The organism is Bifidobacterium santillanense (assembly GCF_018555385.1).
Lineage (GTDB): Bacteria > Actinomycetota > Actinomycetes > Actinomycetales > Bifidobacteriaceae > Bifidobacterium > Bifidobacterium santillanense.
The window spans coordinates 17,608-31,032 of sequence record NZ_JAFEJS010000004.1; the positions used below are offsets into that span (position 1 = coordinate 17,608).

Consider the following 13,425-nt stretch of genomic DNA (forward strand, 5'->3'; position numbering starts at 1 on the left):
GCGTCATGCGGATCGGTCCTTTCCTCTACTGCTGCTTCCTGTTGCGTACCACTGTACGGACCTTGCGCGCGGCGAACACGACGATGACCACGATGAAGGCGACGATGACGACGTCCTCGAACACGTTGAGGTAGCCGAGGATCGAGCACCAGCCCTCGCCGAGGAAGTATCCGGTGGATACGAGGATCGTGTTCCACACGGCCGAGCCGAGCAGCGTCCAGCCGGTGAACTGCGCGAAGTTCATCCCGTTGAATCCGGCGGGGATGGAGATGAGCGAGCGCACGACGGGGATGACGCGGCCGAGGAGCACGCTCCACGTGCCGTAGCGGGTGAACCAGTCGTTGGCCTTGTCGACGTCGCGGCGGCTCACGCCGGGGATCACGTCGGCGGCCCGGTGGATGCGGTGCAGGCCCACCCAGCGGGAGATGCCGTAGAGCGCCCACGCGCCGGCGAGCGAGCCGAACGTGGCCCACAGAATCGCTTCGACGAGGCCGAACGAGCCGCGCGAGGCGGTGAAACCGGCCAGCGGCAGGATCACCTCGGAGGGGATCGGCGGGAAGATCGATTCAAGGGCGATGGCGAGCGCGACCCCGAGGCCGCCGACCGTCTCCATCAGGGAGACGAGCCAGTCGGTGATGGTCTGGATGAGGCCGCCGTCGCCGGTCGTGCAGACGGGGGCGGCGGCGGTGTTCGCGGCGGCGAGGGTCAGGGTGTTCGTGGCGTCGGAGATGGCGTCGAAAATCATAAAGGGCATTGTCCCAAGGTTTTTCGACAATCGGAACCATGATTCAGGAACATGCGCAATCCCTTGACGAGTTCGACGACACCGTCGGGCTTCCCGCCCCCACGCTCGCGAAGCCGGGCCTGCTGGTGATGGACGTGGACTCCACGCTGATCGACGAGGAGGTCATCGACGAGCTCGGCGAGGCGGCGGGCGCCGGCGAGGAGATCGCCGCGGTGACCGAGCGCGCGATGCGCGGCGAGCTCGAGTTCTGCGACGCGCTGCGCGCCCGCGTGGCGCTGTTGAAGGGGTTGCCGGTCTCCGTATTCGACGAGGTGCACGACAAGCTGCACTTCACGAACGGCGCGCTGGAGCTCATCGACACGCTGCACGCGCACGGCTGGAAGGTGGGCGTCGTCTCCGGCGGTTTCCACGAGGTCGTGGACCGCTTGGCCGAGGAGGCCCACATCGACCACTGGCTCGCGAATCGTCTCGAGGTCGAGGACGGGCGTCTGACCGGCAAGGTCATCGGCGAGATCGTGTGCAAGACCGTCAAGCTGCACGCGCTGCGCGAGTGGGCGAGGCGCGACGGCCTCGACATGGCGCAGACCGTCGCGGTCGGCGACGGCGCGAACGACATCCCGATGATCCAGGCCGCGGGCCTGGGCATCGCGTTCTGTGCCAAGCCCAAGACCCAGCTCGCCGCCCCCGAGTCGATCAACGAGCGCGACCTGACGAAGGTCCTCGACTTCCTGCGCTGAGCGCCGACCGTCAGGCGAGATGCGCGCCGGGGGCGAGGCGGGCGCCTCGGGCCCAGTCGGCGGCGCGCATGGCCTTCTTGCCCTGCGCCTTGACCTCGATGAGCTCCAGCGGCGTGGTGCCGGTGCCGACCCACACGTTGCGCTTGCCGGCCTTCAGTTCGCCGGGGGCGAGTCCGGCCGGGGCGTCGGGGTCCGCGGGGGCCGCGGCGAGCACGTGCAGGGTCAGGGGCTTCGCGCCGTCCTCATCGTCCGCGTGCAGTTCGCACCAGGCGCCGGGCGCGGGGGTGCAGGCGCGAATCTGGCGGTCGATCGCCTCGACGGGGGCCGCGAAGTCGATGCGCGCGTCCTCGACGGTGATCTTGTGCGCGTACTCGAACTCGCCCTCGGGCTGCGGGGTGAACACGGCGGTGCCCTCCCCCACGCTCGCGAGCGCGTCCACGTACATCGGCGCGCCCTCGACGGCGAGGCGGTCGAGCAGTTCGCCGGAGGTCTCGCGGCCGGTGAGTTCGACGCTCATCGTGGCGATGACCGGGCCGTCGTCGAGTCCCTCGCCGACCTTGAACACGTCGGCGCCGGTGACCTTGTCCCCGGCCCAGATGGAGCGCTGCACGGGGGCCGCGCCGCGCCAGGCGGGCAGGTTGGAGAAGTGCAGGTTGTACCAGCCGAGCGGCACCGCGTCGAGCACGGCCTTGGGCAGGATGTTGCCGTAGGCGATGACGGCGGCGATGTCGACGTCGAGGCCCTTGAGTTCGTCCACAAAGCCCGGGTCGCGCGGCTTCGCGTCGATGACCGGGATGCCGAGCTCGAGGGCGGCGGCCTTGACCGGGCTCGGGGTGAGCTTCCGTCCGCGGCCGGTGGGCGCGTCGGGGCGGGTGAGCACGGCCCTGACCTCGAAGCGCGGGTCGGCGGCGAACGCCTTGAGGGACGGCACGGCGACGTCGGGGGTTCCTGCGAACAGCAGTTTGAGCATGGTTTGGGGTTCTCTCCTTCTAGGGGTTCCTGTGGATTTCCGCGAGATCGGGCATGTGCCGCCCGGGATGCGCGCACGCGAGCGGAGGCCCCGCATCGATTGATGCGGGGTGGTCATGGTCATGCATACGCGGACGACGGCCCGACGACCGTCACTCGACGCTCTGCACGTCGGGGATGTTCACGCCGGCGGCGATGAGCAGCTCGCGCAGTTTGACCGGGTCCTTGAAACGCACGCCGCGGATGCCGGCCGCGTTCGCACCGACGATGTTCATCGCCTTGTCGTCGATGAACACGGCGCCGTCGGCGCTGATGCCGAACTCCTGCAGGGCGCGCTCGTAGATGTCCTTGTGCGGCTTGCGCAGCCTGACGTATCCGGAGACGACCTTGCCGTCGAGCTCGCCCAGGATCGGCGTGGCCTTCTCGGCGATCGGGAACAGCTCCTTCTCCCAGTTGGACAGGCCCCACACGCCGATGCCGGCGGCCTTGAGGTCGTTGATGAGCACGCGCGCGCCGGGCACGACGCCGACGAGCGAGTCCTCGAAGTTGTCGAGGTAGTACCGGAGCATGTCGGCCCACTTGTCGCCGCTGTGCTCGCGCATCCACGCGACGCCCTCCTCGGGGGTGGCGCCGCCGTCCATCCGGTCGTTGGCGTCGTAGAAGCGGGAGACGTCGTTGTCGAGGAAGCGGTCGATGGTCGCCTGGTCGTAGCGCGGGATGAGCACCGCGGCCGGATCCCAGTAGATGAGCACGTTGCCGAAGTCGAAGATGACGTCGGTGATCGGCTTGCCCGCGTTCGCCGCGGCCTCGCCGTCCGACACCAGCACGTCGTAGTCCATGTCCGGCTCCCCTGGCCAACCCTTCATCGCGGTCCTCCGTTTCCTTGGTGATTGCGGACGCTCGCGCCCGCGTTTTTCCGCCATCATGTTCCCATGCGTGCGGGACGGGAGGACCGGGTCAGATGAGGTCCTTGCGGTCGAGCTGGAAGCGCAGCTCGCCGCCCTCGCGCGCGGCGACGTGGCGCGCGACCTCGCGCCGGAGCCGCGCGGCGAGCTCCTCGCGCCTCGCGTGAGGCACGCGCACGACGGCGCGCACGCGGTCGGCGGTGATCTCCAGCTCGCGCGCGTCCACGGTGCGCGGCTGCGGGATCGGCACGGGGCCGAGCACGCCGGGTATCGCGCCGGAGCCGTCGGCGTCGCCGGGCATCGGGCACATCGCCATGTCGCCGTCCAGCGCGCCGATCGCCCTGAGCGCGCGCATCACGGCGTCGCGCCGACCCCACACGCAGGCGACGGCGACGGCCGGCGGCATGCCGGTCTCGAGTCGTTCGGCGAGCTCGCGCGAGGCGAGCAGCGAGGAGTCCCACAGCATCAGCGACTGGGCGATGGCCGGGTCGGTCTCGCCCAGCAGCAGCGCCTGGCCGCCGGCCGTGCGCGGCGCGCACAGGGCGACGACGCGCATCCACGCGGCGAGCGTGTCCACGCGCGCGTCGAGGCCCGGCGCGTACAGGCTGGTCCACGCGTCGAGGATCGCGACGGCCGCGTAGGACGTGTACCGCGCGGCGGGGTCGTCCGGTCCCGGCCCCGCGACGGCGAATCCGTCCGGGGAGGTCCGGGGCCGGACCGCGGCGGCGGGGACGTCGTCCGCCGGGGACGCCCCTGTCCGATCCGCGGGCGTCGCCCGCACGCGCGGCTCGGCGCCGGGGGTCGCGATGACGATGACCGGCCGACGCTCGATCTCGTCGATGACGCCGTGCGGCTGGCTGGGGCTGGACAGCAGCGTCGGCACGCCGCGGAACAGGCCGCGCAGCTCGTCGGCGGTGCCGGCCGCGCCGACGCGCACGACGCGCAGGCGGTCGCCGTGGCAGTGCGGGCACGTCCAGTTCGACGCGGCCGCGCCGCACCAGCGGCATCGGGGCACGGCCGCGCCGCGCACGCGTTGCAGCGGGCCGGTGCACTTGCGGCACCGCGCCTGGCGCAGGCACTTGGGGTTGGCGCAGCTCAGCGCCTCGGCCACGCCGTCGGCGGGGATGGAGAAGAGGACCGGGCCTCCGGTGAGCAGCGCGGAGCGGATGTTGGCGACGGCGGTGTGCGGCACGCGCGCGCCGATCGACGGGTCGGCGAGGCGCGCGAGCTCCTCGCGGTTGAGCCATCGGACCCACGGTGAGGCGTCCCTGAGCACGCCGGGCAGCGGGCGGATGGCCGTGGCCGGCCCGCTCACCGCGTCCGACGGCCGCGACGCCGCGACGCCCGGCAGCCCCGCGACCTCCATCTGGCTCAGGGGGCTGCGGGCGTTGGCGAGCGCGACGAACACGCCCCCATGCGCCTCGGCGCGCAGCCGCAGCACGCCGCGCGCGTGGGCGTAGGGCATCATGCCGTCGGCCTGCTGGTAGGCGATGTCGTCCATGATCGCGAAGAGCCCGGGGCCGTCGACCGGCGCGTACATGGCGGCGCGCGGGCCGATCACGCACCGCACCTGTCCGGTGGCGACGGCGAGGTAGGCGCGGTAGCGGTCGATCGGCGGGGTCTCGGCGCTCAGGACCGCCACGTCGCCGGTCCATCCGCCGGTGCCGGAGCGGCCCGGCCCGAACGGCGTCAGGCCGAGCGCGCCGAGGGAGTCGAGCACGTCGCGGGTCTCGCGCATGCCGGGCAGGACGACGACGGCCGTGCGTCCGGCGGCGAGCGCCTCGGCGGCCATCCAGGCGAGCGCCTCGGCGGCCCGGCCGACGCCGGGCAGCGGGTCGAGCGCGAACGCGCGGAACGCGGAGCCGTGCAGCGCGCCCTGCAGGTCGCGAAGGTTCCGGTCGTACATGCCGGCGAGGCGTGCGAACCGCGCGGCGAGCCGGTCGGCGGGAGCGGATGCGGCCCGGCCGGTCGACGGACCCGACGGCGCGGCCGCGTCCCCCTCGATGCCGGACGCGCCGGCCGGACGGCCGCCGCGCGCGAATCCGGCGACGAGACGCTGCTCCTTCTCGACCTTGGCGACGCGCGGGGGCACTGCGAGGCGCAGGATGTTGGCGCGCGTGCCGCCGTACGCGTCGGCGATCAGGGCGATGTCGCGGCGCATCGAGGCGGGCACGAGCACGTCGTCGCCGAGCACGCGTTCGAGGTAGCGCAGGGACGAGGCGGGGGTGTCGGAGGCGGCGGCGCGCTCCCAGATGACGCCGTTGACGCGCCGGCCGCCGAAGCGGACGCGCACGAGTGCCCCGGGACGGGCGGCCTCGGACTGTCTCTCGTCGATGAGGTAGTCGAAGGTCTGCCCCAGGTGCGTGGCCTGCACGTCGAGCACGACGCGGGCGATGGGGTCGCGGCCGGCGGGGGTGTGCGCGGCCGGCGCGCGCTTGCGCCGTCTGCGGGGGGCGAGCCCGTCGAGCGTCAGCTGCTCCGCGTCCATGTCAGTCATGGGACCCATGGTAGCGGGTATGAAAAAAGGACCGGTGCATATGCACCGGTCCGTTCCGTACGCTTCCGTACGAGGCGGGCCGTCCTCGGCCCATCCGACGGGTTTTCCCTCGGCGGGCGGAGCCCGGGGAAGGCTCAGGCGAGTTCGGCGATGGCGGCCTTGAGCTCGTCGACCCTGTTGGTCGCCTCCCACGGGAAGTCGACGTCGGTGCGGCCGAAGTGGCCGTAGGCGGCGGTCTTCGCGTAGATCGGGCGCTTGAGGTCGAGCTCGTCGATGATCGCGGCGGGGCGCAGGTCGAAGACCCTGCGCACGGCCTGCTGGATCTGCTCGCGGGTCACGCCGCCGATCTCGGTGCCGAACGTCTCGACGTTGATGGACACCGGGTCGGCCACGCCGATCGCGTACGCGACCTGCACCTCGACGCGGTGCGCGAGGCCCGCGGCGACGATGTTCTTGGCCACCCAGCGGGTGGCGTACGCGGCGGAGCGGTCGACCTTGGACGGGTCCTTGCCGCTGAACGCGCCGCCGCCGTGGTGGGCGGCGCCGCCGTACGTGTCAACGATGATCTTGCGGCCGGTCAGGCCCGCGTCGGCCGCCGGGCCGCCGAGGATGAACGAGCCGGTCGGGTTGACGAGCTGGCGGTAGTCGTCGTGCTTCAGCGTGTCGCCGAGGACGGCGTCGAGCACCGGGTCGATGACGTGCTCCTTCAGCTCCTTCTCGAGCCACTCGTGGGTGGCCTCGGGGTCGTGCTGGGTGGAGATGAGGACGGTGTCGACGCGCAGCGGCCTGTTGTCCTCGTCGTATTCGATGGTGACCTGAGTCTTGCCGTCCGGGCGCAGGTGCGGCACCTCGCCGCTCTTGCGCACCTCGGCGAGGCGGTAGGCCAGGCGGTGGGCCAGATGCACCGGCAGCGGCATGAGCACGTCGGTCTCGTCGGTCGCGTAGCCGAACATGACGCCCTGGTCGCCGGCGCCCTGCGCCTCGTAGCGCTGCTCGCGGCTGGCGGCGGACTCCTCGGCCTCGCTCAGGCGGGAGACGCCCTGGTTGATCTCGGCGCTCTGGCCGGTGATGGCGACGATCACGCCGCAGGAGTCGGCGTCGAGGCCGACCTCGGACGAGGTGTAGCCGATGCGGCGCAGCGTCTCGCGCACCTTCGCCTGCACGTCCACGTAGCCTTCGGAGGTCACCTCGCCGAAGACGAGGAACACGCCGGTGGCGGCGGAGGTCTCGACCGCGACGTGGGACTGGGGGTCCTGGCGGAGCAGGTCGTCGAGGATCTCGTCGGAGATCTGGTCGCAGACCTTGTCGGGGTGGCCTTCGGTGACGGATTCGGCGGAGATGAGCTTGCGCTCGTGGTTGGTCATATCATCCCTCTTTCGGACTTATCGCCCCGCCCGCGGTTCCGCCGCCGGCGAGGCACAATGATACGGAAAATGTTCTGTTGTGTAAGGACCGTCGGGCCGCACGCCGTACGAGCCGTGCGTCGCCATGCAAAAAGGCCCGTGCCTGATCCCTCGCTGATGAGGAGTCGGGCGCGAGCCTACGTTGTTCGCTCCTGTCGTCCAGTTCTACCCGCCGGCGCGGGTCTCGGCAAGCGTGTCGCCGATTTCGGATCGACGATCTGCGTCACGTCGCGCCGGGGAGGACGGCGGATCAGTTGCCTTCGGTCAGGTCGTCCTCGCCGAGGGTCTCCTCGAGCAGGCCGTCGTTGATCTCGCGGAAGGCGATGGACAGCGGCTTCTCGTTGTTCTGGTATTCGACGAGCGGGCCGACGTTCTGCAGCAGACCCTCGTTGAGCTGGGTGAAGTAGGAGTTGATCTGGCGGGCGCGCTTGGCGGCGAAGATCGCCAGGGCGTACTTGGAATCGGCGTGCTCCATGAGCTCGTCGATCGACGGGCTGGCCAGACCGTCCGGGGTGGGCTTGGTGCCGAACTCCTCGCCGGCCTTCGGCTCGGTGTCATTTGCCATAATGGTGCATCTCCAAACATGCGGAAAAACTATCTCAACCGCAACGAGTATAGCCATATGCGAGGACGCGGGGAAGGGGCACGGAATCCCCTCCCCCGCGTCCCGCGCGTGGACCGGACCGGTCCGCGTGCGCTCACGCGGCGATCGGCAGGCGGCGTCCGTCGACGGTCACGTCCGGCTCGGCGACCGTCACGCAGCCGTCGGTGAGGACGGCCGGGCGCTCGTCGGGGCGGATGGACTTCAGGCGGATGCGGCTCATGTCGAGCCCGCGCACGTTGCGCAGGTCCATGAACGCGGTGCGCGACCAGTCGGGCCAGTAGTTCTCGCTGGACCTGACGTCCGGCTCGACGAGCTTGTCGACGAGCCTCGGGTACTCGTCCAGCGGCGGGATGTCGGCGAGCTTGACGCCGCCGATGAACGTGTAACGCACGTCGGTCAGGGTCACGTCCTCGATGGGGTGGCCGTCGGCGGCGTCGAAGCGGAAGCCGGCGAAGCGCGGCTCGCCCATCACGTCGTCGGTGAAGCGGCGGTGGACGTTCGCCATCTCCCCGCTGTCCGTGGCGGTGAGTCCCGTGATCGTGATGCGCTTGAGCTCGCCGATCTCGGGCATGCGGTCGAGCTCGACCGAGGTGCCGTAGTCGTCGAGCTCGAAGCGGTTGTTGAGGATCGCGAAGACCGGGCGGGTCACGTCGCGCATGACGATGTTGGAGAACGAGATGTCGCTGATCGTGCCGCCCTCGGTCGACTCGAGCTTGATGCCCTCGCGCCAGACGCGTTCGAGCGTGCAGTTGGAGACGGTGACGTCGTGGATGTCGCCGATGGACTTGAGTCCGAAGCGCAGCCCCGCGCACACGCCGGAGAAGGCGCAGTTGGTCACGTGGACGTCGTGGACCGGACGGTCCTTGGAGCTGGCCTGCAGGCACAGGTTGTCGTCGGTGCCGCGCACGTAGCAGTCGGAGACGAACACGTGGGCGCAGCCGTCGAAGTCGAGGCCGTCGCCGTTGTAGCGCTTGTCGTTCTTGATGTCGACGCCGCGGATCCAGATGTACTCGCTGTCGAGGAACGCGGTGGTCCATGCGGCGGACTCGTACAGGCGCAGTCCCTCGAGGTGCACGTTGTGGCAGCGCAGCAGGCGGATCATCATCGGGCGGTAGATCGAGCCCTCGTTGGGGAAGGCGGTCGCGTTGCCGTCGATCCTGCCGCGTCCGACGATGGAGAAGTCGTGCTGATCCTCCGCGTAGATGAAGCAGCGGTCGAGCGCCTGCTCGTTGCGGTAGCGGTTGTGGTGCACGTCCGGCGCATAGTCGGCGATGTCCGGGCTCGCGAGCAGCGTGGCGGACGCGTCGATCTCGAACGTCACGTTGGACCTGAGCCGGATGGTGCCGGCGAGGTACGTGCCGTCGGACAGGAGTACGGTGCCGCCTCCGGCCGCCGAGCACAAATCGATGGCCTGCTGGATGGCGGGGGCGTCGTTGGTGGCGCCGTCGCCCTTCGCGCCGTGGGCGCGTACGTCGTAGAGCATTGCGTGGTCCCTTATCGTGGTTGCGTGTATGCGGTCATGCGTCCGTCGCACGCGGATGGTCGGCCGCCGGGAGACCCGGCGTGGCGGTCACCTGCGGGCGTTGATGGACAGGTAGCGGCCGGTGCCGATGACGGAGGCGACGACGGCGACGAGCATCACGAAGGCGCTCATCGCGGCGACTTGGAACACGCCGGCGATGACGCCCTCGGTCAGCGCGGCGGCGACGAGGCAGACGACGAGCGCGAGCACTACGGCGGCGAGCACGTAGACGGCGTAGTCGCGGTCGGACGGCTTGGCGGCCTTGACGGAAGCGGCCTTGATGGTGGTCTTGGTGAGATGTGCGGTGGTCATGATGGTTTCCTTTCAGGATGATTCGTGGTGAATCGATGTGTGGTGTTGGTTATGGTGCGGATGTGTTGGGTTATGCGTGGTGTGTTGACTTGTGCGTGATGTGTTGAGTTATGCGTGCGTATGGCGGTCGGGGCCCGTCGCGGCCCCGGTCCGTCGGTTCAGCGGGCCGGCCAGTACGGCGCGACCTCCTTGTCGAAGGCGTCGGAGACCTTGGCGGCGACCTCGGCGAACGGGGTGTCCCAGACGGCCTGGTTGAAGATCTCGCATTCGATGTCGCCGCGCCATCCGGTGGCGGCGACGGCCTCGGTGAGGGATCGGAAGTCGATGACGCCCTCGCCCATGTAGTGGCGCGACAGGAGCACGTCCTTCTCGAACGGGGTGCGGTAGTCGCACACCTGATAGGTGGCGATGCGTCCCTCGCGCCCGGCGCGGGCGATGGAGTCGAGCACCTGCGGGTCCCAGAAGATGTGGAACGTGTCGACGGTCACGCCGACGGCCTTCGGGTCGAACGGCGCGGCGATGTCGAGCGCCTGGCCGAGCGTCGAGACGCAGGCGCGGTCGGTGCAGTACATCGGATGAAGCGGCTCGATGGCGAGCGTGACGCCGGCGTCGAGCGCGTCCTGCTGGAGCTCGTCGAGCGCGTCGGCGATGCGTCCGCGGGCGCCGATGAGGTCCTTGGAACCCTCGGGCAGGCCGCCGACGACGAGGACGAGGACCTTGCAGCCGAACGCGGCGGTCTCCTCGATGAGCTTGCGGTTGTCGTCGATGGAGGCGCGGCGGGCGGGACCCTCGGGCATGGTGAAGAAGCCGCCGCGGCACATGGTGGAGACCCTGAGGCCCGAGTCGGCGACCATCTTGACGGCGGTGTCGAGCCCGACGGCCTCGACCGGCTCGCGCCACAAGCCGACGCTGCGGTATCCGGCGGCGGTGAGGGTGTCGAGGGTCTGCTTCAAGTCGGCGTGTTTGATCGTCGCCTGGTTCATCGAGAGGATCGGATTGGTCATGGTGGATGCTGTCCTTAGATTGCGGGGATTGCGAAGGTACGAGGGGTTGTCGCGTCCGCGGAGAAAAAGGGAAACGCGCGGACGCGGCAAGTGTGGCTATCGGCTGATGCCGTTGATCGCGAGGTACGCGTTCCAGCGTTCGGCGGCGAGCTCGGGGTGCTCGAAGGCGCCGCAGGCGTTGGCGAGCTCGACCACGCGGCTCAGGTTCGGCAGGCTGCGGGCGGACTGGAGGCCACCGACCATCTGGAAGGCGTCCTGGTGGCCGTTGAGCCAGCTCATGAACGCGACGGAGGTCTTGTAGAACTCGGTCGGGTGGACGAAGACCTGCTGGGCGAGCGCCTGGGTGGGCTCGAGGATGCGCAGGTACTCCGCCTCGTCGCCGCGGTCGAGCGCCTGGATGGCGGCGGAGGCGTGCGGGGCGAGCACGGAGAACGCGCCGAGCAGCGCGTTGGAGTGCATGACCGCGCGGCCGCCGTGCTTCGGGTCGTCCTGCTCGGAGTCCCTGATGAGGTCGACGTAGTGGAAATCGTCGCCGGTGAGCATCATCGTGCCCTCCGGCAGCATCGCGCGCATGTAGCGCTCCGATGCGGCGTCGAGCAGCGACATCTTGACGCCGCGCACCTTGCCCGGGTTGTGCTCGATGATGGTCAGCACGGTGCGGGAGGCCTCGCGCCAGTCGGCCGAACCGAAGTAGCCGTGCAGCTGCGCGTCGAACACCTCGCCGAGCCAGTGCAGGATGACCGGGCTCTTGGCGGCGCCGATGACCTCGTCGTAGACCTTGATGTAGTCGGCCGGGCTCTTGGCGGTGCGGCACAGGTGGCGCGAGCACATGATGACCGGGCCGTCGCCGGCGGACTCGCATACGTCGAGCTGCTCGAGGTACGCCGAAACGATCTGGCCGAGCGTGTAGTCGCCGCCCTGCCTGAGCTGGTCGGTGTTGACGCCCACGGACACGAGGTCGGCGACCGAACGGCCCCAGCCCTCCCTGGCGGCGTACTCCCTGGCGGCGGCGCCGGAGCGGCGCATGAGCTCGGCCGTGGCGGCCCAGTCCATGCCGAGGTTGCGCTGGGCGGTGTCCATGCAGTCGGCCACGCCCAGACCCCACGACCACACCATGCGGCGGAAGCCGATGGTGGCGTCCCAGTCGACCTCGGCCGGGCGTCCCGGGGTGTTGTCGGCCCATGCGAGCGGCACGACGTGCGCGGCCGCGTAGGCGACGCGGGACTTCAGGGGCGCGGTCGGCTTGGCGAACGCCGGCGCCGGACGGGCCTCGATGCGGCCCGTGTTGCCCTGCTCATCGATCAACGTGAACGAAGTCATCTGTGCTCTTGCCTTTCGATTCGATGGATTCGCTGTCCCGGTGTCCCCGCCGCTCAGTAGCGTCCCTCGGGCACCTGGATCTTCATGCCCTTGGCGGCGGACTCGTAGCCAAGCTCGGCCAGACGCACGCCGCGGGCGCCGGAGGCGAAGTCGTACGGGTAATCGGTGCCTTCGGCGAGGGAGCGGATGTACTCCTCCCACTGGGCCTTGAAGCCGTTCTCGTAGGTCTCGTCGGTGCCGATCTCCTGCCAGCCGGCCATGTAGTCGTGCGGGTCCGGCACGTCCGGGTTCCAGAAGGCCTTCGGGGTGACGTCGCGCACCTGGATCTCGGCGCCGAACAGGCCGACGACCGCGGAGCCACGCGTGCCGTCGATCTGGAACTCGAGCAGCTCGTTGCGGTAGACGCGGGTGTTCCACGAGGAGTTCATCTGCACGGTGATGCCGTTCTCCAGCTCGAAGATCGCGTAGGCGGCGTCCTCGGCGGTGGCCTTGTAGGTCTGGCCCTTCTCGTCGACGCGCTCGGGGATCTCGGTCTTGGCCTCGGCGTAGACGGTCCTGATCTTGCCGAACAGCCCCTCGATCACGTAGTTCCAGTGCGGGAACATGTCGGAGATCATGCCGCCGCCGAGCTCCTTCTTGTAGTTCCAGCTGGGGCGCTGGGACTCGCGCCAGTCGCCCTCGAAGACCCAGTAGCCGAACTCGCCGTGGACGGACAGGATGCGGCCGAAGAAGCCGGACCTGATCAGGCGGCGCAGCTTGAGGAGGCCGGGCAGGAACAGCTTGTCGTGCACGACGCCGGTCTTGACGCCCTTGGCCTCGGCCAGACGCACCAGCTCGCAGGCGTCCTCGTAGGTCTCGGCGAGCGGCTTCTCGGTGTAGATGTCCTTGCCGGCGGCGATGGCCTTCTTCAGGGAGTTCACGCGCGCGGAGGTGACGAGGAAGTCGGCGTACAGCGGGTAGTTCGGGTCGGCGAGCACCGAGTCGAGGTCGGTGGTGTACTTGAGGCCGCCGTGCTTCTCGGAGGCCTCCTTGAGCTTGGACTCGTGGCGGCCGACCAGGATCGGGTCGAGCTGGACGCGCGATCCGTCCGACAGCTCCACACCGCCCTGCTCGATGATCGGCAGGATGGAGCGGCACAGGTGCTGTCGGTAGCCCATGCGGCCGGTCGCGCCGTTGAGGATCACTCCGATGGTCTTGTCTGCCATGTTCTTTCGTTTCCTTTCGTTGATTGCGGCTTTGCAGTCACGCTTGCGTTGTTCTCGGTTCGTGCTTATCTTATTTGGTAAGCGCTTTCCATTGATTTGCACTATACACCACCCACACCCGTGGCGCAAATCACACGAAACGCCGCAAAACAAGCAAAATGGCCACCTATAGTCGTAACCACAAAACGGTAAACGATTTCTT

The 13,425-nt window shown here is 69.5% G+C and carries 12 protein-coding genes and 1 riboswitch; of the genes, 1 reads left to right on the forward strand and 11 read right to left on the reverse strand.

Going from position 1 to position 13,425, the window contains the following annotated elements; translation table 11 throughout:
• Positions 1–25: 25 nt before the first annotated feature.
• On the reverse strand, positions 26–745 hold the full coding sequence (locus JS528_RS05005; protein WP_214358001.1) for a DedA family protein: 720 nt from the start codon (positions 743–745) through the stop codon (positions 26–28).
• 38 nt (positions 746–783) lie between these two features.
• Here JS528_RS05005 and serB point away from each other — a divergent pair, with 38 nt between their 5' ends.
• Positions 784–1,482 (forward strand): phosphoserine phosphatase SerB, encoded by a 699-nt coding sequence (serB, locus tag JS528_RS05010; protein ID WP_214358002.1) that lies wholly within the window; start codon positions 784–786, stop codon positions 1,480–1,482.
• Between the two features lie 10 nt (positions 1,483–1,492).
• Here serB and fmt read toward each other — a convergent pair whose 3' ends face one another.
• The 10 genes from fmt to JS528_RS05060 all read right to left on the reverse strand — a co-directional run bounded on the left by fmt (position 1,493) and on the right by JS528_RS05060 (position 13,223).
• Complete coding sequence (gene fmt / locus JS528_RS05015) at positions 1,493–2,452, reverse strand: methionyl-tRNA formyltransferase (protein WP_214358003.1); 960 nt, start codon at positions 2,450–2,452, stop codon at positions 1,493–1,495.
• A 151-nt stretch (positions 2,453–2,603) separates the two neighbouring features.
• Entirely contained in the window at positions 2,604–3,317 is a 714-nt protein-coding gene (locus JS528_RS05020; RefSeq protein WP_214358004.1) for an HAD family hydrolase, read from the reverse strand.
• 91 nt (positions 3,318–3,408) lie between these two features.
• Positions 3,409–5,853 (reverse strand): primosomal protein N' family DNA-binding protein, encoded by a 2,445-nt coding sequence (locus JS528_RS05025; protein ID WP_214358005.1) that lies wholly within the window; start codon positions 5,851–5,853, stop codon positions 3,409–3,411.
• 134 nt (positions 5,854–5,987) lie between these two features.
• Positions 5,988–7,217, reverse strand: coding sequence for a methionine adenosyltransferase (gene metK / locus JS528_RS05030; protein WP_214358006.1), 1,230 nt, complete (start codon positions 7,215–7,217; stop codon positions 5,988–5,990).
• Positions 7,213–7,282, reverse strand: a riboswitch (SAM riboswitch). (Overlaps the previous gene by 5 nt.)
• A gap of 224 nt (positions 7,283–7,506) precedes the next feature.
• Positions 7,507–7,821 carry a DNA-directed RNA polymerase subunit omega gene (gene rpoZ / locus JS528_RS05035; RefSeq protein WP_214358007.1) on the reverse strand — a complete coding sequence of 105 codons (315 nt, stop codon included), beginning with the start codon at positions 7,819–7,821 and terminating at the stop codon, positions 7,507–7,509.
• Positions 7,822–7,954: 133 nt separating this feature from the next.
• Positions 7,955–9,343 carry a glycoside hydrolase family 28 protein gene (locus tag JS528_RS05040; RefSeq protein WP_214358008.1) on the reverse strand — a complete coding sequence of 463 codons (1,389 nt, stop codon included), beginning with the start codon at positions 9,341–9,343 and terminating at the stop codon, positions 7,955–7,957.
• Between the two features lie 87 nt (positions 9,344–9,430).
• Positions 9,431–9,694 (reverse strand): hypothetical protein, encoded by a 264-nt coding sequence (locus JS528_RS05045; RefSeq protein ID WP_214358009.1) that lies wholly within the window; start codon positions 9,692–9,694, stop codon positions 9,431–9,433.
• A 158-nt stretch (positions 9,695–9,852) separates the two neighbouring features.
• Entirely contained in the window at positions 9,853–10,698 is an 846-nt protein-coding gene (locus JS528_RS05050) for a sugar phosphate isomerase/epimerase family protein (RefSeq protein ID WP_214358010.1), read from the reverse strand.
• Between the two features lie 96 nt (positions 10,699–10,794).
• Positions 10,795–12,018, reverse strand: coding sequence for a DUF993 family protein (locus JS528_RS05055; protein WP_214358011.1), 1,224 nt, complete (start codon positions 12,016–12,018; stop codon positions 10,795–10,797).
• A 53-nt stretch (positions 12,019–12,071) separates the two neighbouring features.
• The gene (locus JS528_RS05060; protein ID WP_214358012.1) at positions 12,072–13,223 is read right to left on the reverse strand and encodes a Gfo/Idh/MocA family protein; all 1,152 of its coding nucleotides are present in this window, start codon (positions 13,221–13,223) and stop codon (positions 12,072–12,074) included.
• Between the last annotated feature and the right edge of the window lie 202 nt (positions 13,224–13,425).